Here is a 21,165-nt window from a genome sequence, read left to right as displayed (position 1 = left end):
ACCCGTCTCCCCAGTGCTTGTTTGGCGGCCACGTTGGCCATGTAAGCTGCCCACTTCTCGGTCTCGCGCTCTTGGCGGATCCTGCTGCAGTTGGCATGATTTCGATTCGAGCGAGCCTTGCCGCAGATATCGCATATCGCGGGAAGATCTAGGCCATGTGTCGCCAAGCGTGGTCTGGATGCTGCCTGGCTCATGGCTTGGCCTCCAGCCCGCAGCTCTCGTCAACCTCGCAGGCGATGGCGATCGCCTTTGCGTTGGTAGGCAGCAGGCCCAGAACATCCAGTAGCATCATGCAGCAGTTGGCCACGTCGGCGGCGTGCTCTTTGCGAAGCTTGCCGGTCTCTGCGCCGGTAAGCTTGATGATGTGGTGATCCAGCTCGCTCCACGCACCCTCCTCAGACATACGCAGCCACCCCTCGCGATCCCCTTTGTGGCTGTTGGCCTCCAATTCCTTGTGCATCAACTCTACGAAAGGACGCAAGGTGTCGCCGTACCTGCCGAACAGCGCTTCCCGATCGGCCAGCTGGGCGCGCAGGTCGACGGCGTTCTGAGCGAAGGAGTCACGGGCTGCCTTCACACTCGCCAGATCCGCTCGCAGCTGCTCCACCTCGCCAGAATCTGCGTGGGTGTAGAGCTCGGTGCCGTACTTCAGGTCATACGACAGAAACTCGATTACTGGCTTGTCGTTTGCGTCAGTGGTCACTATGGCCGCCGGTTCGCCCTGGTGCTGCCCGGCTGGCTGGGCCAGAAGGGCGCGCAGCTCGTCAGCAGCACGCAGCCAGCCGTCGCGCACGTACACGCTATCAGGCCGCTCCGGTAACTCCTCACATTTGTCCAGGGCCTCGCTCAATGCCTCGAAGTCGACTCGCTGGCAGTCAATGCCTTCGTCCCCGCAGTCCTCGCTGTTGTCGGCAAGCCAGTGCGCGGCACTGGTTACCCCGGCCAGAAGGTTGATGAGCTGGAGGGCTCGCTCACGCGGTACGCTGACCATTTGGTTGGTGTGGTTCATGGCAGCACCTCCAGAACATATCTGTGGCTGAAGTGACGGGCTTTCCCAGTCTTTACGTTGGTGCCGTAAAGCTCGCCTGGGTTGCTCCAATAAGAGCCGTAACCAGTGATTTCGACAGTAATGAAATGACCACCTACGTCGGCCTGCACTTTGGTCCCCTTGGGGTATGTGTGCTGGACTGCTGCGGAATATCGGCGGTTAGCAAAGTCCGCTGCCTTCATGGCGTCACGCGCGTCGTTCATGTCGACGGCCAGATCTGCGAGATCTGGGGTGTCGACAAGAATGGCTGAGTCGATCTGTTGCTCGCCGTTACGGGTTGCATCGAGCTTTGACTGGTACAGCCCGCCTGAGCCACACCAGATGGTGGTCGGTGTCAGTCGATGGGCGGCTAGCTCCGACATCTGCTGGAACACTTCTTGGGCGATCAGTTCTGTGCTCATGTCGTGTAGGTGGCGAACGGATGAAAGTGCATGCTCAAGCGAGGTCACGGTGAAGATGATGTGTTGAGTGCGGCTCATGCTGCCTTCCTCACGTGCTGGTTGTTGTGCTGGATACGGTGCTTCCAGGGATCATTGGCCCTGGCCAGGGCAGCCATTGGCGGTGGACTGACGCTGTTGCCGCACATGTGCACTTGCTCGGTCTTGGTGAACGGCTTACCGTCGGCACCCTTGTCGATGATGTAGCTGGCCGGGAAGCCCTGGGCGCGGTAGAGCTCGTGCGGCTGCAGCATGCGCAGGCAGATGTCGACGATCACGTACGGGGTGCCTTTGACGTATACGGTGACCAGGCCCAGGCGATCCTTGGTGGTTACCGTGGGTGCCGGTGAGTCGCAGCTGCTGATGTTCTCCGTGCCGTAGTAGCTGATCAGGAACGCGGCGACGCGCAGGGCGCCGGCCTCATGCTCTGGCGAGAGCTTGTACTCGACCAGGCCGTGGTGGGTGCCGCCAGCGCTGACGGTATGCAGCGGCTCGTCGACAGCACGGGCATCGCAGTCGCCGCGAAGGTGAAGGAGGTTCGCTCCCACCAGTGCGTGATGCTCGCCGGCCGTAACTGTGCTCAGTGGATCATCGCCCTGTTGCCCTGTACTGCCGTTGCGCAGGGTTGCCAGGTGAGCCGTCACCAGGCGCTGCTGGCTGCCGGTGTTGGTAACCGTGGTCATTGGCTCGTCCGCGCCCTTGGCCGGGGTGGTGTTGAACCCGCCATTGGCCTGCTCGATAAACGCAGTGCAGATGCCCATGGCGTGGGCGGCGCCGGCCGGACGCTGGTAGTTTCCGCCACTGGTGATGGTTGGCATCGGGCCGGTGATTGCCGCGCCCTCGCTGTTGAAGCGGAACTTGACCAGGTGCGCCGACGCCAGTGCACGGTGGCTGCGCGTCATCAAGGTGCCCATTGGGTGATCGGCTGTTACTGGGTGGCCGGCATACACCGGACCGCCCGCGCCGACCATGATCGGGCTCGCCATCATCAACTCGCCGCGGTTGGCGGCCGTTACCGTGGGTAGCGGGTCGCTGGGAGCGTTCACACGATCAGCACCCTGATGCGTGGCCGGCAGGATCACCGCGCTCGACAACGCGTGCTTCGCGCCGGCGGCGACGATCGTCCCGAGCGGCTTGTCCAGGCCTGGAACTCTGGGTTGCTGCCCGGCGCGTTCGCCGTAGCCGGTTTGAACCAGGGTAGGGCTCGCCATAGCGAACGAGCCGCCCCGTGGCCAGGATGTGACGGTGCGCAGCGGCTCGTCAGCAGACTGGGCCAGTTCGCCCGACCAGTTCGCGATCGGCACGATGAAGGGCTGAGGGTTATCTAGCACGAATTTCTTCATGCCCTTGGCCACCCGGCGCAGCGTTGCGGCGGCCAGCTCCTTCTTGCGGCCGAAGATGCTCTTGCTCGGCACGCTCCAGTCAATGCAGTCGGCGGCGGTGCGCCATTTCTGCTGGCCCTTGGCTGGGTTCTTGGCGTGGGTAGGCTCCGGCCACACGATTGGCTGGCCATCGCAGCGGGCGATCATGAACAGGCGCTCGCGGCTGGTCGGTGCGCCAAAGTCGCAGGCCTTGATCACTCGCCATTCTACCTGGTAGCCCATGCCCTCAAGCAGCTGCACGAAGCGCCGCCAAGTGATGCCGCGTCGTTTCGGGTCGGGCACCAGGAACTGCTGTTGCACTGGTACGCGCTCGCCGACGGCGGCCACAGTGCCGTCCAGCTTCATCACCCGGCCGGTGGCCTTGTCGCGCTTGGCGATCAGTGGACCCCACTGCAGGATCTGCTTCACGTTCTCGAGGCTGATGACCCGAGGCTTTTTCTTGCCGGCCCACTTCAGGCCGATCCACGACAGGTTTCGGATCTCGCGCTTGCGAGGCTGGCCGCCTGCGGCCTGGCTGTGATGGGTACAATCTGGGCTCATGTGGAACCAGCCCACGGCGCGGCCCTGGCATTCCTCGTCCGGGTCACCGTCGAAGACGTCGGTAGTGAAGTGGCGTGCTGCGGGGTGGTTCGCAGTATGCATGCTGATTGCGGCTGGGCTGTGGTTCTTCGCTACGTCGACCTTGCGGCCTAGGCCCATCTCCAAGCCGGTACCGGCACCGCCGCCGCCACAGAAGAAATCGACCACCAGCTCGTCGTCCTGTGGCTCCAGCGCCAGGGTGAATTGGGTCTTGAAGTGTTGGGGCGTGGGTAGTTTTGCTGCAGAGATCGAGGTCATGCCTGTTGCCCTCCCTGGTGCGCGTGCTCAGGGCGTAGGACGCTGGCCTGCAGCAGGGCGTCGTGGATCGCCAGGGCCATCTCATCGACGGAGGCGAACACGCCTGCAGCATTCCCCGCAAGCGTCGCGTTGATCGCGTCGGCGATGCAGTTGCATACGGCCTGTTCATCTGCGGTGAGTGCGAAGTAGGGGAGGTGCGTATACCCCTTGGCAAGCTGCGCGTGCGGGCGATCTGAAGCGATTAGCGTTGCATCAGCGGGCGCTGCCTGGCGCAGCCTGTCGTGGGGTATCTGCAAATCGGCGGGGGCGTTGAGGGTGGAAATAATGCCTGCTGCTGCGCAGCAGAGGCTCTTTGTTTTTTGCGCGTCGACGCCAGCTGCTTCACAGAGCAAAGCGGGAGTGTGGGTAGCATTCACCTGATCGCGCGCGTGCCCGCTTTCCTCCGAAGTCTGGATCGGTGTCTGTCCCGGTGCGATGGCGCGGGCATGTCCGGCGCACGGCGCAGAATCGAAGAGCAAGCCGGTGTGGTGGCGGGGCTGATTCATACGATTGCTCCCACCTGCATTGTTTGATGAAGGTTCAGCGCCATAAGTAGTTGCTTGGCTTCGTGGGTGGCATCGTCGAGAGCGTGGTGCTTGGTGCCTTCGAACGGAATCGCCTTGGCTTCGGGGTAGAGAGCCAGCAAGGTGCGGAGGTCGCGGTCGTTCCAGAAGTGCCACAAGTTGCCTATGCCGCAGGCTTCAAGGGCGCTACGCACGATGACGTTGTCGAAGCTGCTGCCGTTTCCCCAGACCAGAGATTTGTCTTCTGCGATGAAGCTCTTCAGCGCAGTCATGCCAACAGCAAGCAGCACCGAATTCTGGCTGCCGTCCACCTCGGCGCGGGCGCCGGCATCCTGCTTCAGCCACCAATTCACTGTTCTGGCATCCATGAGCAGGCCGGCCTGCAGCGACGACTCCAGGCATATCCGCTTATAGAGGCTGCCGGTAATGTTGCCTTGCTCGATGCGCACGCATGCGATTGCCACGATAGCGGCGCGCGGACCTTTGCCCATGGTTTCCAGATCAAGCACGTAGTGGGTCGAGTTGATCATGCTGCGGCCTCCTGTTCGGCGGGCTTCAGCAAGTGAGCGATGGCAAGGGTCTCGTCGCGCAGGCGGCGTGCATCGCGCTCGAGCTTCTTGCCTGTCTTGAAGGCGCTCCAGGTCTCGGCGGCAATGCGCAGTGCCTCAGCGATCTCCAGCAGAGAGCGATGATGTGTCTCCTGCAGTGCGTTGGTTTCCTTGAGCTGCTTGGCGTGCACTGCCAGGTGGCGGTGGTCATTGCGCAGGAACTCCAGGGACGCCTCAAGCTTCTGGATGGTTGCTTTGTGTTCGCGATCGCTTGCTGCCTCGCCTCGAATACGCCCCTCTTGGCGGCCAAACCAATAAGCGTAAGCGAACAGCCCAATGACAAATGAGCTGATGACGATAAGGGCGATTACCTGCTGGGTGGTCATGGGTCTAACTCCTTGTGGTGTGCGGGCCGGTGGTGGCGGCCCTTGGTGGTGTTGCTACTGCTTGTCTTGCTCGTTGGGGCGGGACTGCTTTTCGTCTGCCAGGTAGGCCCTACTGTCGATCAGAGCGGCAACGTGGCGGATGTGGGCGAACTTCAGGGCCTTCTGGCTGTTGTCTAAAGTGGTGACTGGCAAGCAGATCCGGCCGACCTTCAGTTGCTCGGCAAAGGTGTCTTCGTTGAGGTTGCGGAAGTACTGAACGCGCACCTTGTCGAGTGGGATGAGCACATCGCCGAAGGTGCGGTACAGCAGCTCTACGGTTGTTGCGTCAGGTGCGTGCGGAAGGCGCAGCGCGAGTTGGTCGAGATTGCTCATCAGGCGTCGGGCTCTCCCTGAGCTTGTGGCGTGACGGATGATTCCAGGTAACTTCGCAGTGCTTGCGTACCAGGGCCTGCCACTCTTTTGGGACCTGCAGGAGCGCGGCGTTGCGCTCCTCGCGGGTCCTCAGCTGGAGGATCTGGGCTGCGTATTGCCTAGGCCGCATAGCGCTTGTCTTCCGGTGGTGTCGGAAGCTGCAGCTGGAGACGCTCGGCTAACCAGGGAATCCCGGCCTGCTTCACGCGGGTCGACTCGCTGTACTGCATTCCTGCTTTGGGATGGAACCACTGCCCCTCCTTCGTCCGCAGGTACTCGCGGTCCCGGGTGGGGTAGCGGGGCAGGTTGCGATCGTTCAGCAGTTCGTTCTCGCGCATTCGGCTGATCAGCTCGTTGCGGCTGATGCCGAACAGCTTGGCGGCTTGTGCCAGGGTACGTTCCATGGTCGCCTCCTATGCTGCGTCAGCGAGCAGCTGCTCGGATGGGGGCATGTCGGCGGTGTCCAGCTGGCCGTTGGCGATCGCCTCGAGGTGGCCCGCGATCTTTCTTGCGCTGGCGAGGCTGTTTGCTGGCAACGTCAGCGTGTTCACCGTCGAGCCCATGCGGATCACCACATTGAGCTGGTCGAGATAGACCTCGGTCTGCAGCGTGGCCTTGGCGCATGCGCCGTTCGCCTCGTCGCGGAGGATGTGGGAGAACTGCCCCGACAGGTTGGTCTGCGCTTTAAGGCAGGTAAAAGCGCTATGGCTCAGTGCGTAGCTCATGCGGACAACTCCTCGATAGCGACGGTTTGCTGCAGGGCATAGCCCCACGGGCGGGAGCCATTGCTGGCAGTCAGGCGAACGCGGCGATAACCGAGCAATGGCAGGCATTGACCAATCGCCATCTGGGTGGCGCGGTCTTCAGTAAGGCCAAGCGCCTCGATCAGGCTTGGCCCGGTCACCGTCAGCGGCCACTCGTTTTCGGTAAGGTGCGAGCGGAGCTGTTGCTGAAGCTGGTACTGACGGCGATTCGGGGTAGGGGTGTCGGCACTGTCTATCCAATCGCTCGCCCCAAGCTCGGCAACCAAGTCGACTCCAGTGGAGCGCTGGGCGGCCTGGTTGGCTCGGGACGCGGCCATGCGGCGGTTCATGCCGATAACTCGACCAGTGCGGAACATGGTGTTGAACACACGACCTGCGCTGACGATGCGGTCGGCCTCGATGTGCTCGGCCATGGATACCGGCTGCTGCACTTCGGCGGTGTCGGTGATGGAGTAGGAGCCGTGTTTGCGCAGGTTTGGCAACACTTCGCTGGTCACCCACTTCTTGAAGCGCTTGGCTTCTGGCTTGCGGCTCCGAAGAATTGCGGAGAACAGGCCGGACTCATTGATGATCAGCATTTCCTGCTCGCCGCCAAGGGTCTGCACATTCGACAGACCCTTTTCTTCCTCATCCAGGTGGCGGGTCATAGCGGAGGCTTCGCTGTACAGCAGTGCCGCTGATACGTTATTCGCTACGAACCAGGGGGCGCCTCCGATCAGTAGCGCGCGAATGCTGTTGTGTTCGAAGGTGTGGTGAATTGGATGGTTCACGCCGCGTGCCCTCCGTCAGTAGGAGGAGTCGGGCGGAAAGTGATTGCGGTTACCGGGCGCTTGGTGGTGCCAAACGCACAGCCGTATTGCCGGGCCAAGCGACGGACTTTAAAGATCAGGTCGGTCGTCGAAGCGGCCGGGTGGACGTGGAGTGAGGCGGTGGTGTGCATGGTACTGACTCGCTCTGTGGTGTGAGAGTGAGCAGATAATCAACCATCAATTGATTTTGTGTCAACAACCATGAGTTGATAATTTTTCAGGATGATCAGGCTGTGGTAGTGATGTGATGCTCCTGTGCCAGCTGCGCGCCGTGCGTGAAGGGCAGTGTGCCGTCACCTTTCTCGCGCTTATGCGGGCAAGGAATGTTCAGCTTTGATCATGGAAGGATGTCGATGGAAGGGCTATTGGGGGTAGGGGGCGCAATAGTGCTCTGTGTGGTCTTGGCTGTTTATTTGCTAGGGCGAAGGAAGGTTGGCGAAGAGGCGGGTACATGTGAAGATATCGATATCGATTATCCGGAAAGTAGCAACTCACCTTTGGCTGTAACACCAGTTACAGCCAGCAGGCCGAGGCTAACAGAGCTTCAGTTTGCAGCACTTCTTTCTGCGGCTTTTGAAACTATTTATATTGAAAGTGAGAGTAATCATGCAGCGGCCGATTATGAGCCGGAGGCATATCCGAAACGTACCATTGAATCGCTGGTTAAGCGCGGCCTGCTAGAGCCTGTGACTGGTGGTGGCTTCCGGGCTACACCTCAGGGGAGGGCAGCCACTGTTGGCTAGCCTGCGCGCTTGGTGGGAGCTCTGGACGGCTCACTCCGGGACAAATGAGCCGACCACCTTACCGCAGATGTATGTTTCTTCGGTTATCTCAATAATTGGGTACTGTGGGTTAATCGGCCGCAAGTATTTTTTTCCGGCGTCTTCCACAAGAACCTTAAATGTAGCTTCATTGGTCCTAGGTAGTCGCGCGATTACGCGGTCTCCGGTGTTCACTTCTATTTCCGGGTCCACAAATATTATGCAGCCTGCTGGATAGCTTCGCCCTGGTCCGGAGTTGGTCATGGAGTCACCTCTCACCTTGAGAGCGTATCCATTTGGACTAATAGGCACAGGGCATGACAGCCAGCTTTCCGAGTGGAGTGCTTCGAGGTTGGACACTGCCTCGCACCAATCGCCCGCTTGTACCCAGGAAATAAGAGGGACCTTGCCAAAGTGGTGATGGATTGAGCTCACGTTGCTGCTGGGCATGAGGGGGTGAACCGCAGCGGCCGCCGCAGGTTCGCTATTTTTGGGAGGAACCCCATATTCGAGCCACTCCCTTCTCACGCCTAGCCATTGGCTTAATGCTGAGATGCTATCGGCTTCGGCCATGGCTTCGCCGATCAGCCATCTGCTGATTGCCTGGGTGGTCTTGTTCACACCCAGGCTCTTGAGGTGCTTGTGAATGTCCACGCCACGGCCTCGGGTGCGTACCCCGGCATCGTCGAGTGCTTCGTGTAGGCGAGCACTGAATGCCGCCCGGATTTCATTTTTATCAACCATGAATTGAGAGTTACACAAAGCTTGCGCAATAGTCATTTGATGTTTAATATCAATTCATGGTTGATAAATGGAGGTTGTGAATGCTGCGCCCTGAGGAGTATGCGAACGCAATCGCGTTTGCTTTTGAGGCGGTGGGAGGGATCGGTGCTGCCGCCAAGGTTTGCTCGAGAAGCTATCAAGCGCTCAACAAGTGGCGACAAGCTGGCTCTTTGCCGCGGACTGATTACACGGGCGAAACCACTTATGCGGCTCTCCTGGCACGTGAGGCAGCTAAAAAAGGAAACCCCTTCGATACTGAGTGGCTTCTAAAAGAGGCGGCGCCACACAGGAGTGGGGCAGGAGCGCGCTCGGGGCATTAAGAAAAAAGGCGACCCAAGGGCCGCCCAGTTTCCCCCGATAGCACCACCACAGTGCTACCGGGCCGTGTTTAGGATGGGCGGGCACACCACGTAACCGCTCACCTTGTACACGGGGTCCAGGCACTAGTGCCTGGGGTGCCGCCTTCTCCACCACAGATTGGGCGGCGGGGCCGGGCCAGTCCATTGGGCTGTTCCGGCAGTGACTCTCTCAAGCCACGCGGCGAGTGTAACACCACCGCTCGCCGCCGACACTGGCAGCCTTTGTGGCGTAATGCCATGTGTCGAAAGGGGAGGCGTTTGATCGCCTCCATCACTCGGCAGTAGCACCACGATGCTGCCGGGATGCGTGATAGGTAGGCGGGCACACCACATAGGTCCTTCTACCTTGATCGCTCCGCCCAGGCAGAGAGCTTGGGTAGCGTCTCCTTCACCACGGGAGGCGACAGTTTCGCCAGGGGCTGTCGATGGAACGACGCCCCGGCAGGAGGCCGTATCAGCCCCTCGCTGCCCGGCTACTTACTCTCTCAACGCTATGCGACGTACGCAACACCACTGCACGCCGCAGGCACTGGCTACCGACAAGGACATATGCCATGAGCCGAATCGCATTGAGCTGCACCGACCGCGCCAAGCGCGAGGTGTTGCCGCTCGAACTCGCGCTGTACCACGCTGTACGGGACTACACAGGCGGTGCTGCCGCCATTGCTGCTACCACCGGCCGCAACGCCACCACTCTGCAGCACAAGCTGTCTCCCACACACCCCACCCATATCGTCAACGTTCAAGAGTTCAGCGAGATCCTTGAGCTGACCAAGGATCCGCGCATTCTCGACTCGGTGCATGCCCTGGTTGGCGACACCATCTGGCAGGAGCTGTCGGACGCCTACACCCATGACATCCCCGAGACGCTCACCATGGGCCTTGCCGAGTTCTTCCGACAGGTCGCCAACTTGTCTGAGACCTGGGCGCGCAGCATTGGAGACGGAAAGGTCGACGATCAGGAACTGGCAGAGATCCAGCATCAGGTGTTCCGAGGCATCCAAGGTTTGCTCGGCATGTATCGCCGAGCCGAGTACGTCAACCAGACCACTCGGGGGGCACGCCGTGGGTGATGTAATCGACCGGGCGAATGATCAGGCCCAATGGCACAACGACACCGCAATCGCGGCTGCTGCGAAACGTCGGGCGCGGGTGCTTCCCGTGTCCCTGTTGGAATGTGTTGATTGTGACGAGCCAATCCCTGAAGCCAGGAGGTTGGCGGAGAAAGGATGTGAACGCTGCATTGAGTGCCAGCAGATCCATGAAGGTCGGGGGGCGCGCTATGCTCGATAAGGTTCTCGACCAACTGCACGACTACGGCCTGCAGCCTGAGCAGCCCCTGATCTTCGGTAAGCTGACCCGCTGCCGTACCCAGGATGACAAGGGCAAGGAAAAGAACGGCTGGTATGTCCTGCATGAGCACTTGGCCGAGAAAGGGCAAACCCTCATCTTCGGCAGCTTCGGTGACTGGCGACACGGCGAAACCCAGAAGGTGAAAACTGACGGGCGCGGGTTGACCGCGGAAGAGCGTGAGGTGATGCGCGCGCGGCAGGCCGACGCCAAGCGCCGTGCTGCTGATATCGCAGCGAACGCAGCTCGCCGTGCGGCCACTCGGGCGGCTGGCTTGTTCAAGCGCATGCCCGAGAAAGGGCGGAGCGCTTACCTTGATCGCAAGCAGGTGGTCGGTTTCGGGGTTCGCTATGCCCCGAAGTCGGGCGCGGTGCTCGTCCCCATGCAGAATGCTCAGGATGCCATTGTCGGCCTGCAGGTGATTTATCCGACGGTCCAGGAGGACACCGGCCGCGACAAGTCCTACTGGCCGTATGGCATGGCCAAGGACGGGGCTTTCCACATGATTGGCGGTCACCCCGAACCAGGCGAACCGGTGCTGGTGTGCGAGGGATACGCCACCGGCGCTAGCCTGCACATGGCGACCTCCCAGGCGGTGGCGATCGCCTTCGATGCGGGCAACCTGATGGCGGTCGCCAAGCACATGCGCGAGCGCTTCCCGGGTCGGTCCATCATCATCTGCCGCGATGACGACTGGAAGACCAAGCGGCCTACGGGTGAGCCCTGGAACCCTGGTGAGGAAAAGGCCAACAACGCGGCGGTGGTGGTCGGTGGCCAGGTGGTCGGCCCCATCTTCTCGGTCGAGCGGGAGGTGAAGTGGACCGACTTCAATGATCTGCACTGCGCCGAGGGCCTCGAGGCAGTGCGTCGGCAGGTCACTGCGGTGATCAAACCACCTGCTACTGGTGGGTGGAAAGACATGCTGGCCAGGACCGAGAGCGGTGCTCTGATCGCCCACATGCAGAACGTCGAACTGATCCTGGCCAATGATGAGCGGTGGGGTGGGGTGATCGGCTACAACGCCTTCAGCTCGAAGATCATGCGACTTCGTGCTGCACCTTATGGCGGTGTGCCGGGAGAGTGGAGCGACATCGATGACATGCGTGTGATGAAGTGGCTGGCCCAGCAGGGCCTGCGCGTGAAAGCCTCTCATGTGGTCGAGGCTGTCAGCGTCGTCGCTCATGACAACGCCTTCCACCCGGTGTGCACTTACCTGGCCAAGCTTGAATGGGATCGCGTACCACGCCTGGAGCGCTGGCTGCATGAGATCTTCGGCGTCCCACGGAACGAATACAGCGCCAAGGTCGGGAAGCGCTGGATGATCTCGGCGGTGGCGCGTGTCATGAAGCCCGGCTGCAAGGCGGACGCGGTGATGATCCTTGAGGGGGCGCAGGGCGCGGGTAAGTCTTCGGCCTTGGGCATTCTTGGGGGAGAATGGTTCATGGACACGCCGTTCACTCTGGGTGACAAGGACGCGTTCCAGGCGATCCGGGGCAAATGGATCGTCGAGCTGGGAGAGCTGGACAGCTTCAACAAGGCTGAGAGCACCAAGGCCAAGCAGTTCTTCTCGGCCTCCATCGACACCTACCGCGAAAGCTATGGGCGAAGAACGAGCGACGTGCCACGCCAGTGTGTTTTCGCGGGTACCACGAACCAAGATGAGTACCTAAAGGACGCCACTGGTAACCGGCGCTATTGGCCGGTCGCCTGCGTCAAGGTCGATCTGGAGGCGTTGCGCCGCGTCCGCGATCAGTTGTGGGCCGAGGCCATGTTCTGCTACCAGGCCGGTGATATCTGGTGGGTCACTCGCGAGGAGGAAGAGCTCTTCACCTCGGAGCAGGAAGAGCGCTTCGTGGTGGATGAATGGGAAGGTCCGATCCTTGAGTGGCTGGAGGCATCGCAGGTCGGGGAGACCGTGACTGGTAGCGAGGTGCTGGGGCAAGCTCTCAAGCTGGACCCCGGTCACTGGGGCAAGCCTGAGCAGATGCGTGTTGGGTCGATCATGCACCGCCTGGGTTGGCGGCGTCGCCGGCTCGCCGCGCTGCCCAAGAGCGGCAAGCGGCCCTGGGCGTACCAGAAGCCCGACGGCTGGGGCCGCACCAGTGCCCTCGAGCAGCAACCCCCGGTGCAGAAGGAGCCTTGCTTTTGATCAAGCACATCGATGAGATGCTTAAACTGTGGGCGCAAGAGCTGCATGCGCCGGAGCCCTGTCATTCGGCGGGAGGTGTTGGTAGCATGCTCGGCCTGTTGATGGAGTGTAAGGGTGATCTGGTGCGCGGAACCCGGGGCAGCAAGGTGCTGCTCGATGAGTCTGCGGACATTGAGATCATTGTGAACAAGCATCTGACACCGGAGCTTTACCTGGTGGTTCGTGAACATTACTGCAACGCTGACAGCGAGCTGTACCAGAAGTACCAGTACTGTGGGTGTAGTCGCGATACGTACTACAAGCGCTTGCATGAGGCGCACGTCTGCATCGCAGGCTTGCTGATGGGGCGTGCGGCATGATTCGCCTCCCGTGGTCCCACCGTCCAGCCGCTGGACTACCTTGCTTTTCGCAGGTCATCCATGCTCAAGCCCGCGCAGGTCGCGGGCTGTCCCACTGTCCCGCCATCCACCCGCAGGCGCACACGTAGGGCGCATGCAGCGCGTTACGCGCGCATTGCGCGCAGCGTGCTTTTAATCTCTCTCTTTACACGGGAAAGGGTTAAAAACAGTTAGACGGTGGGACAACCCTTTAAATTCAAGGGCTCCACAGTCCCACCATCGCCGTTCGCCTTGGGACCTATGGGGCAACACCAAAGTGAAGCGAAGCCGGGGTGGTGTATTCCCCCGACATTTTCCAGACATTCCCCCTGCGTTTACCCCTTATTGCGGGGTGGCATTAAAACTGGCTTGCTGCCACCTGAATCGACCTGTAAAAAGTACCCATCTTCGAGACGTGCGGGCGCACAAAGCAGCCCGCCACACACCAGAAACCCCGGCCTTGGCGCCGGGGTTTTTGCATTTGGGGGAAGGGATGAACAGCGAGCAACAAGCCTTAGCCGAGCTGCCAGTCTGGATGGTGATAGTGCTGTCGCTGGTGGGCGGTGTGTCAGGGGAGATGTGGCGGGCGGACAAGGCGGGCGCCCGAGGCTGGGGGTTGGTTCGCCGCTTGGCCCTTCGGTCTGGGGCCTGCGTTACCTGCGGACTCTCGGCCAACATGCTCCTGTACGCATTGGGGGCTTCGGTCTGGGCGGCGGCGGCGGTGGGTTGCTTGACCGCGATGGCCGGCGCCGATGTGGCGATCAACCTCTACGAGCGCTGGGCCGCTAAGCGGCTGGGGCTGGCTCAGGTGCCGCCAGCTGGTACCGAGGCAGGTCAGTGACCCGGCCGGGGGCAGGGGGTGGGGGCCGGTTTTCTGGGTCCTCCCCCCGGGCCGCCCCCTACACGGGTGCGCAGACTCGCGATTTCTCTGCAGCTGAAAAAAGTGCAGGGATGTCCGTCTTTTCAAGGACTTAGTGATGGGCAAGACAGTCAGCAAGGTTGAACTGAGCGAGATCGTCGGGCGAGATGAACGCACGCTGAGCCGGTGGCAGAACGAGGGCATGCCGGTAAACGAGTTCGGCGTGGGGCGCGGCAACGAAAACCAGTACGACACCCAGGCGGTGATCGAGTGGCTCATGCGCCAAGCCGCGCTGAACGGCAAAAAGGAATCTGCCCGAGATAGATTTGACAGGCTTCGTGGTGACGATCTCGAGGTGGAGTTGGCCAAGAAGCTAGGGCAGGTAGTGCTTGAAGCAGAGATGGTTGAGCGATTCGAGGCGGTGATCACCGCCGCCAAGATCGAGCTGCTGAACACCTTCCCCGATGAACTTGCGGCGACCTTGTCGGCGCGTTACGGCGTGGAGGTAGATGACCAGCTGATCCGCGAGCCCATCGAAGCGATACTGAGGAGACTGTCCGCGTATGACGAGGACGACGATGATCCCGAATGGGGTCCTGACGAGTCGGACGACGAAGAGGGCTCTGAAAGCGACGGCGATTAAGGGGATCCGCCGAGTCTGTCGTAAATGGGCACCTGCACCTCGCATGAGCATCATCGAGTGGGCTGATCGGTATCGTTATCTGTCGACCGAGGAGGCAGGTAAACCGGGCAAGTACCGGTTCGATGTGACACCTCACCTGGTATGGCCGGGTGGCCCGTTGGAGGCGCTGGACGATCCGAACGTATTCGAGATCGTCGGTCGAAAGTCCGCTCAGGTGGCGTGGACATCCGGCGTGATGGGCAACGCAATTGGCAAATGGATCGACTTGGATCCCTCACCTATCCTGATCCTGTTCCCCAAGGCTGAAGCTGCTAAGCAGTATGTGGCTGAAAAGCTCGAGCCGATGATCTCTGCCACGAAGCGGCTACGCAAGAAGATCGATCTACGCAGTCGCAAGAAGCAGCAACGTCAAGACTTCAAGCGGTTTCCCGGTGGGTTCCTCAAGATGGTCGGCTCCAATAGCCCGGCCAGCGTGAAGTCGACGCCGGTTCCACGGGTTGCCATCGAAGAGCCCGACGACTGCAACCTGAACCTGCGGGGGCAGGGGGACAGTATCAAGCTCGCCAAGGAGCGTCTCAAAACGTTTCGGCGGTCGAAGATCATCATTGGTGGCACCCCAACCATCAAGGGGCTGTCGGCGATCGACGCTGAGCTGGAGCTGTCCGACAAGCGCGTGGGCTTGGTGCCCTGCCATGGCTGCGGCCAGGCGCATGCGCTCAGCTTCGATCATCTCCATTGCGACGAAGACGGGCACTACTTCCACGAGGTGTACGGCAAGCGCCGTCCGGAGACAGCCTATTACGCTTGCCCGCACTGTGGCGAGATTTGGGACGATCACCAGAAGAATACCAACCTGGCCGACCCTCGCTGTCGGTGGGAGTCTACGGCCGAGTTTCGGGGTATTGCCGGCTACATCATCAATGAGCTGTACGCCACGTTCCACGGCTCTCGTTTCGAAGTGCTGATGGAGAAGAAGTTGCAGGCCGAGCACGCTGCGCGGCAGGGCAACATCGGCCCGATGATCGCCTTCACCAACAGCTCGATGGGCGAGAGCTACGAGTACAAGAGCGACGCGCCCAAGACCGACGAGCTGGAGAAGCGCGCCGAGCCTTACGCCGAACTCACGGCGCCGAAGGGTGTGCTGCTGGTGACGGTCGGTGTCGACGTCCAAGGCGATCGCCTTGCCGTGCTGTTCACGGGCTGGGGGCGGGGGGAGGAGTCCTGGCGGTTGTACTGGGGCGAGTTACCCGGCAACCCCATCGATCCCCATGACCCGGTGTGGACCGAGCTGGACAAGATGATCGCCACACCGATCCCCACCGAGAGCGGTGCCCAGATCGCCGTGTCGGCGGTCAGCATCGACAGCTCGGACGGCAACACCAGCGACGCGGTGTACACCTACGTGCGGGATCGTCAGCGCTTCAACATCATGGCGATCAAGGGCGCCTCTATCGACAGCCGGGATCGGGAGATCTTCACCAAGCCGGCCCAGTCGGCGGACACCAGCCAGGACAACACCAAGGCCTCGAAGTATGGCCTGCGGGTGTTCATCGTCGGCACCCACAAGGCCAAGACGTTGATCGATGGCCGGATGAAGCTCAAAGGCTCAGGACCAGGGCGCATGCACTGGTACAGCGAGATCCGCTCGGACTACTACGAGCAGGTGACCAACGAGGTCTTGGCCCCGCACCCACGTAACCCCAGCAAGATGGTCTGGCAGAAGAAGGCCGGCCGGCGCAACGAAGCGCTGGACTGCGAGGTGTATGCCTTGCATGCGGCTCGCAGCCTCAAGACGCACCTGCTGCGTGATCACGAATGGGACCAGCTGGAGCAGCAACTGCTTCAGCCCACGCTCTTCACTACTGAACAGGCGGTGGCGCCGGTTCCTCGCCGTGCGGTCACGCGCGGTCGGGGCACGCGGAGCCGCGTCCACTAACCGAGGTCACCATGACTGATGCACAACAACGCCTCGCAGAGGTCCGGGCGGCGATCTCGCGCGTCCTGAAGAATGGCCAGCGCCTGCGTCGGCAGGATCGCGAGGTCCAGCTTGCCGAGCTCAGCAGTCTACGGATGCTGGAAAAGCAGTACGCCGACGAGGTCGCCCGAGAGCAGGCCGCTCTCTTGGGGCGTGGCCGCAACCGCGTTTCGTACGTGGGGATTTGAATATGTGGCCGTTCAGCAAACGGGAGTCGGCTGCCGAGCAGCTGATGACCGAGGCCATTCGTGTGGCCAGGGCGTCGGTCGAGGATCAGCAGATCTCTGCGCAGGGCGGCGGCGGTGGGGTTGAAACCCGCTGGCGTGGTGCGTCGCGGGTGCTGCGAAGCATGGCCAGCTGGCTGCCTGGTCTCGGCAGCCCACGGCGCGACTTCAACCAGAGCGAGCGCCGTACCCTTGTGGCGCGTTCCCGCGACGCCATGCGCAACCACCTGGTAGCCCGCGCGGCCATCACGCGGTTGCGCACCAACGTGGTGGGAACGGGGCTGGTCTGCCGGGCGCAGGTTGACCATGAGGCGCTGGGCATCACCGAGGAGGAAGCCGAGCAGCTCAATGGTCAGTTGGACCGGTTGTGGTCGTTGTATGCCGATGACCCCCGTGAATGCGATGCAGAGGCGACGCTGAACCATTACCAGCTGCAGGCCCTGGTGCTGGTGTCGTCGATGGTGGCGGGCGACGTATTCGTCGCTAGCCCAGATCAGGAGCGACCCGGATGCCTCTTCAGTACGCGGTTGCAGCTGATCGAGTCCGACCGTGTCGGCAACCCCAACAGCGGCCTTGACCGTGTTGACCTGGTGGAGGGTGTCGAGTTTGACGGCCTGGGCGCGCCGGTGGCGTATCACGTGTGTACCGGATACCCCGGCGAGCACCTGCAGGGCAAGCCGCTGCAATGGGAGCGGTTGCCGGTGTTCGGCGCCGAGACCGGACGGCGCCGTGTGCTGCATGTCATGGCCGACAAGGAACGGCCTGGACAGAAGCGCGGGGCGCCGTACCTGTCACCGGTGCTGGAGCCGCTGCAGAAGCTGGAGCGCTACAGCAGCGCCGAGCTGATGGCGGCGGTGATATCGGCGATGTTCACCGTGTTCATCAAGAAGAGCGACGGCTTCAACCCCGGCAACCTGCCGATGTCGGCACTCAGCGAAGAGCAGCCCGGCGGCGATGACACCTCCGACGGTGCGCTCGCGCTGGGCGAGGGCGCCATTGTCGACCTCGGTGTGGGTGAAGAGCCGATGGTGGCCAACCCCAGCCGACCCAACGCTCAGTTCGACCCGTTCTTCACCGCGGTGGTGAAAGAGATCGGTGCCGCGCTGGAGCTGCCGCTGGAGGAGCTGCTATTGCACTACAGCAGCAGCTACAGCGCCGCCCGCGCCGCCATGCTACAGGCCTGGCGGTTCTACAGCCTGCGGCGCTGGTGGCTGGCCTGCGACTTCTGCCAGCCGAGTCGCGAACTGATCATCGATGAAGCCGTGGCCAGGGGGCTGATCGAGCTGCCTGGGTACAGCGAGCCCGCCAAGCGCAAGGCGTATTGCCAGGCGCTCTGGATTGGTCCGGCGCGGGGCGCGATCGACGAGCTGAAGGAGGCCAACGCTGCCGGCAAGCGCATCGAAATCGGCGTCAGCAACGAAACGCTGGAGACGGCGGCCATGACCGGAGAGCCCTGGCAACAAGTGATCCGGCAGCGAACCCGCGAAGTCGCGTACCGGCGGCAGCACAACATGCAGGCCTTGCCCAAGGGTGGCCTTGAAAACCCGCCAGATCCCGAACCCAAAGAGGACTAGAAATGCCTCGAGCACTTGAGCTGGCTGCCTCGCAGCCCTGGCTGATGATGCCCGACGCCTTGGACAACCTGCTGACCATCTCCGACCGCATGGGCGATCCGGTGGCGCTGGCGACCAAGCGCGGCGAGCGGCTGGAAGAAACCCGGCGCGTCACCATGCGCGGCAACGTGGCGGTGGTACCGGTCACCGGGCCGATCTTCCGCTACGCCAACCTGTTCACCGAGATCAGTGGTGCCACAAGCACCCAGGTCCTTGCCACCGACATACAGCGTGCCCTGGACGATCCCAAGGTCAAGTCAATCGTGCTGAACATCGACAGCCCTGGTGGCGTCGCCTCGGGCATCAACGAGCTGGCCGAGATGATCTACGCGGGCCGCGCCCGCAAGCGGATCGTGGCGTACATCGGCGGGATGGGCGCGAGCGCGGCCTACTGGATCGCCTCGGCGGCGGGCGAGATCGTCATTGATGAGGCCAGCCTGGCCGGCAGCATTGGTGTTGTCGTCGAGGCTGTGGTCGAGGACGACAAGAAGGCCGGGCGAGCCCGCTACCAGATTGTCAGCCGTAACGCGCCGAACAAGCGCCCCGACCTCGGTACCGAAGAAGGGCGCGCCAAGGTGGGCGAGACCATCGACGCGATGGCCGAAGTCTTCGTGGGCAAGGTTGCCCGCAACCTCGGCGTCGCTGCCGAGAAGGTGCCCGAGATGGGCGATCACGGCGGCATCCGCGTCGGTGCGGACGCCGTCAAGCACGGCCTGGCCCACCGCACGGGCTCGCTGGAATCCCTGATCACCGAACTGGCCAAGCCGGCCATCAACTCCCCAAGGATACACACCATGACCACCGTCAAGACCACGGCAGAACTGCGCACCGCGATTGCGGCGGGCACTGACCCCAACACCATCGAGATCGCCCAGGCCGAGCAGGTCGACACCACTGCGATCCGCGCCGAGGCCACTACCGCTGAGCGTGACCGCATCAAGGGCATCAACGCCCTGGGCGCCAAGGGCTTCGAGAAGGAGATCGGCGCGGCGATCGACGATGGCTCGTCCGTAGAGGCCACGGCCCTGACGTTGCTCAAGGCTTCGCAGGATCGCGGTATCTCGCTGGCCGGCATCAAAAGCGACGCCCAAGGCGTTACCGGCACCGCTCCACCTGCCGGCGGCAAGGAGGGCGAGCGCAAGGTCGCCGTCAACGCAATCGTTGCAGGCGCCACGCGCCGCTAACTAGGAGGTTCCAATGCCAAACCCTACCCGCAGTTCCTACCTGCCGAGCCAGCTCTCGGCGGGCGACTTCCCCATCGTGATGGATACCGGCCTTATCGCCGCCGGCCAGAAGCTGACCCGTGGCGCAGTGCTGGGCCAGATCACGGCTAACCATGAGTACGTACTGTGCAAGGCTGCGGCCGAGGACGGCTCGCAGGCGCCCTGCGCGATCCTCGACCAGGACGTCGACACCACCGAGGGCGCCAAGAGCGCACCGATCCGTCTGACCGGCCAAGTACTCGGCGGTCAGCTCACTTTCGGCGAAGGCTTGACCCTTGCCGCCGCGAAGGCCGCCCTGCGGCCGCTCAGCATCTTCATTCGATAACGGAGTTCCAATGGATATCTTTGACACCCTCACCATGCTGGAAGCCATCGAGCAGATGCCGACGCCACGTCGCTTCCTCATGGACACCTTCTTCAATGCGAGCATGCCTGAGACCTTCGGTACCGAGGCGGTCACCATCGACATCGTGAAGGGCCAGCGCAAAATGGCGCCGTTCGTTCACCCGACCCTGCCAGGCAGTGTGTCGCAGCGCACCGGCATCAGCTCGTCGACTTACAAGCCGCCTTACATCCAACCGAAGCGCGTCACCCGTGCCGAGCTGATCCTGAAGCGTGGCGCGGGTGAGAACCCGTTCTCGACCCGCACTGCGCTGGAGCGTGCAGGCGAGCGGCTCGGCCGGGACCTGGTCGAACTCGACAACGAGATCACCCGGCGGGAAGAGTGGATGTGCGCTCAAGTGCTGACGACTGGCCGTCTGCGCGTTGTCGGCGATGGTGTAGATGACACCATCGACTTCCGCATGGAAGACACTCACAAGGTCACGCTGGCCGCCGGGCGCTGGAACACCAGCGATTCTGACCCGATCGGTAACCTGCGTCAGTGGCGTCGCCTGATTGCCAAGGACTCGGGGCGCTCCGCCAATGTGGCGGTGTTGAGCGCTGAAGCCCAGGACTCCTTCCACAACAACGATTCAGTGCTCAAGCAACTGAACAACCGTCGCGTCGACCTCGGCTTGATCAAGCCCGAGTTACTGCCAGATGGGGTGACCTACCTGGGCTACCTCAACGATCCGGGCATTGACCTCTACGCCTATGACGAGTGGTACCTGGATGACGAGGACGGCGAGAAGCCCCTGGTACCAGCCGGTGGCTTGATCCTGGGTTCTACTGGGACGCGCAACGCGATGCTGTACGCGGCGATTCAGGACATGGAAGCCATCGAGAGCGGTCTGGTCGAGGCGTCTCGCTTCCCCAAAAGCTGGGTCACCCAAGAGCCGAGCCAGCGTTGGCTGAAGGTGCAGGCCGCCCCGTTGGCTGGCCTGCTGGAGCCGAATGCCTTCCTCTTCGCCAAGGTGGTGTGACATGGCCAAAGTCGAATACGTGGTGGTGGATGGCTGCATTCAGGACGGCGGCAAGGTCGTGAAGGCGGGTGAGGTCTTCGTTCCGTCTTCGGCTGCCATCCGCGAGCTGCTGCTTGAAGAAGGAGCCATCGTTGCTCGCGGCAAGCTGAGTACCAGTAGTCGTTCCGCTGGTCGCTCGCCTTCAGCGGGGCCGCCCGCTCCGGCCCCTGCTCCAGCCTCTGGCCCGGATGGCGGTGGTAACCCAGACGAGGAGGAAGAGGAAGAGGAGGAAGACGAAGACGAAGGCGGGGAGGGCTGATC

25 protein-coding genes are annotated in these 21,165 nt (G+C 62.1%); 14 read left to right on the top strand and 11 right to left on the bottom strand.

Annotated features, from left to right (window positions below):
- Positions 1-190: 190 nt before the first annotated feature.
- The 10 genes from ACYUME_RS15205 to ACYUME_RS15160 form a co-directional block, all read right to left on the bottom strand.
- On the bottom strand, positions 191-1,009 hold the full coding sequence (locus ACYUME_RS15205; RefSeq protein ID WP_460415519.1) for a hypothetical protein: 819 nt from the start codon (positions 1,007-1,009) through the stop codon (positions 191-193).
- Entirely contained in the window at positions 1,006-1,527 is a 522-nt protein-coding gene (locus tag ACYUME_RS15200; RefSeq protein WP_460415517.1) for a hypothetical protein, read from the bottom strand. Before ACYUME_RS15200 ends, ACYUME_RS15205 begins: the two co-directional genes overlap by 4 nt.
- Positions 1,524-3,704 (bottom strand): DNA cytosine methyltransferase, encoded by a 2,181-nt coding sequence (locus ACYUME_RS15195; RefSeq protein WP_460415515.1) that lies wholly within the window; start codon positions 3,702-3,704, stop codon positions 1,524-1,526. The genes ACYUME_RS15200 and ACYUME_RS15195 overlap by 4 nt, the downstream gene beginning before the upstream one ends.
- Complete coding sequence (locus ACYUME_RS15190) at positions 3,701-4,249, bottom strand: hypothetical protein (RefSeq protein ID WP_460415513.1); 549 nt, start codon at positions 4,247-4,249, stop codon at positions 3,701-3,703. Before ACYUME_RS15190 ends, ACYUME_RS15195 begins: the two co-directional genes overlap by 4 nt.
- Complete coding sequence (locus tag ACYUME_RS15185; protein ID WP_460415511.1) at positions 4,246-4,797, bottom strand: 3'-5' exonuclease; 552 nt, start codon at positions 4,795-4,797, stop codon at positions 4,246-4,248. The genes ACYUME_RS15190 and ACYUME_RS15185 overlap by 4 nt, the downstream gene beginning before the upstream one ends.
- Positions 4,794-5,201, bottom strand: coding sequence for a hypothetical protein (locus ACYUME_RS15180; RefSeq protein ID WP_460415509.1), 408 nt, complete (start codon positions 5,199-5,201; stop codon positions 4,794-4,796). The genes ACYUME_RS15185 and ACYUME_RS15180 overlap by 4 nt, the downstream gene beginning before the upstream one ends.
- Before the next feature lie 54 nt (positions 5,202-5,255).
- Positions 5,256-5,573 carry a pyocin activator PrtN family protein gene (locus tag ACYUME_RS15175; protein ID WP_460415507.1) on the bottom strand — a complete coding sequence of 106 codons (318 nt, stop codon included), beginning with the start codon at positions 5,571-5,573 and terminating at the stop codon, positions 5,256-5,258.
- A 158-nt stretch (positions 5,574-5,731) separates the two neighbouring features.
- The gene (locus ACYUME_RS15170) at positions 5,732-6,016 is read right to left on the bottom strand and encodes a phage antirepressor KilAC domain-containing protein (protein WP_460415505.1); all 285 of its coding nucleotides are present in this window, start codon (positions 6,014-6,016) and stop codon (positions 5,732-5,734) included.
- 9 nt (positions 6,017-6,025) lie between these two features.
- Entirely contained in the window at positions 6,026-6,337 is a 312-nt protein-coding gene (locus tag ACYUME_RS15165; protein WP_460415503.1) for a hypothetical protein, read from the bottom strand.
- Positions 6,334-7,146: a BRO family protein gene (locus ACYUME_RS15160; protein ID WP_460415501.1), complete on the bottom strand. Its 813-nt coding sequence runs from the start codon at positions 7,144-7,146 to the stop codon at positions 6,334-6,336. Before ACYUME_RS15160 ends, ACYUME_RS15165 begins: the two co-directional genes overlap by 4 nt.
- A 392-nt stretch (positions 7,147-7,538) precedes the next feature.
- Here ACYUME_RS15160 and ACYUME_RS15155 point away from each other — a divergent pair, with 392 nt between their 5' ends.
- A complete protein-coding gene (locus tag ACYUME_RS15155) occupies positions 7,539-7,928 on the top strand; it encodes a hypothetical protein (protein ID WP_460415499.1) in 390 nt (129 codons plus the stop codon).
- A 30-nt stretch (positions 7,929-7,958) separates the two neighbouring features.
- On the opposite strand, the gene ACYUME_RS15150 is transcribed toward ACYUME_RS15155, so the two are convergent.
- A complete protein-coding gene (locus tag ACYUME_RS15150) occupies positions 7,959-8,690 on the bottom strand; it encodes a LexA family protein (RefSeq protein WP_460419372.1) in 732 nt (243 codons plus the stop codon).
- A gap of 952 nt (positions 8,691-9,642) precedes the next feature.
- Here ACYUME_RS15150 and ACYUME_RS15145 point away from each other — a divergent pair.
- The 13 genes from ACYUME_RS15145 to ACYUME_RS15085 all read left to right on the top strand — a co-directional run bounded on the left by ACYUME_RS15145 (position 9,643) and on the right by ACYUME_RS15085 (position 21,163).
- Positions 9,643-10,161: a phage regulatory CII family protein gene (locus tag ACYUME_RS15145; protein WP_460415497.1), complete on the top strand. Its 519-nt coding sequence runs from the start codon at positions 9,643-9,645 to the stop codon at positions 10,159-10,161.
- The gene (locus ACYUME_RS15140; protein WP_460415495.1) at positions 10,154-10,381 is read left to right on the top strand and encodes a TraR/DksA C4-type zinc finger protein; all 228 of its coding nucleotides are present in this window, start codon (positions 10,154-10,156) and stop codon (positions 10,379-10,381) included. The genes ACYUME_RS15145 and ACYUME_RS15140 overlap by 8 nt, the downstream gene beginning before the upstream one ends.
- Positions 10,371-12,587: a virulence-associated E family protein gene (locus tag ACYUME_RS15135; protein ID WP_460415493.1), complete on the top strand. Its 2,217-nt coding sequence runs from the start codon at positions 10,371-10,373 to the stop codon at positions 12,585-12,587. The genes ACYUME_RS15140 and ACYUME_RS15135 overlap by 11 nt, the downstream gene beginning before the upstream one ends.
- Positions 12,584-12,946, top strand: coding sequence for a PA0613 family protein (locus tag ACYUME_RS15130; RefSeq protein ID WP_460415491.1), 363 nt, complete (start codon positions 12,584-12,586; stop codon positions 12,944-12,946). The genes ACYUME_RS15135 and ACYUME_RS15130 overlap by 4 nt, the downstream gene beginning before the upstream one ends.
- Before the next feature lie 511 nt (positions 12,947-13,457).
- Complete coding sequence (locus tag ACYUME_RS15125; RefSeq protein ID WP_349738327.1) at positions 13,458-13,805, top strand: phage holin family protein; 348 nt, start codon at positions 13,458-13,460, stop codon at positions 13,803-13,805.
- Positions 13,806-13,941: 136 nt separating this feature from the next.
- A complete protein-coding gene (locus ACYUME_RS15120; RefSeq protein WP_460415489.1) occupies positions 13,942-14,466 on the top strand; it encodes a terminase small subunit in 525 nt (174 codons plus the stop codon).
- Positions 14,467-14,509: 43 nt separating this feature from the next.
- Entirely contained in the window at positions 14,510-16,402 is a 1,893-nt protein-coding gene (locus ACYUME_RS15115) for a phage terminase large subunit family protein (protein WP_460415487.1), read from the top strand.
- Between the two features lie 11 nt (positions 16,403-16,413).
- Positions 16,414-16,629 carry a hypothetical protein gene (locus tag ACYUME_RS15110; protein ID WP_460415485.1) on the top strand — a complete coding sequence of 72 codons (216 nt, stop codon included), beginning with the start codon at positions 16,414-16,416 and terminating at the stop codon, positions 16,627-16,629.
- A gap of 2 nt (positions 16,630-16,631) precedes the next feature.
- Complete coding sequence (locus ACYUME_RS15105) at positions 16,632-18,239, top strand: phage portal protein (RefSeq protein WP_460415483.1); 1,608 nt, start codon at positions 16,632-16,634, stop codon at positions 18,237-18,239.
- 2 nt (positions 18,240-18,241) lie between these two features.
- Positions 18,242-19,462: a S49 family peptidase gene (locus ACYUME_RS15100; protein ID WP_460415481.1), complete on the top strand. Its 1,221-nt coding sequence runs from the start codon at positions 18,242-18,244 to the stop codon at positions 19,460-19,462.
- A 13-nt stretch (positions 19,463-19,475) separates the two neighbouring features.
- Entirely contained in the window at positions 19,476-19,826 is a 351-nt protein-coding gene (locus ACYUME_RS15095) for a head decoration protein (RefSeq protein WP_460415479.1), read from the top strand.
- Between the two features lie 10 nt (positions 19,827-19,836).
- Positions 19,837-20,865: a major capsid protein gene (locus ACYUME_RS15090; RefSeq protein WP_460415477.1), complete on the top strand. Its 1,029-nt coding sequence runs from the start codon at positions 19,837-19,839 to the stop codon at positions 20,863-20,865.
- A 1-nt stretch (position 20,866) separates the two neighbouring features.
- On the top strand, positions 20,867-21,163 hold the full coding sequence (locus tag ACYUME_RS15085) for a hypothetical protein (RefSeq protein WP_460415475.1): 297 nt from the start codon (positions 20,867-20,869) through the stop codon (positions 21,161-21,163).
- Positions 21,164-21,165 lie beyond the last annotated feature (2 nt).

The organism is Pseudomonas sp. microsymbiont 2, assembly GCF_054788395.1.
This window is presented reverse-complemented; position numbering and strand designations above follow the sequence as displayed.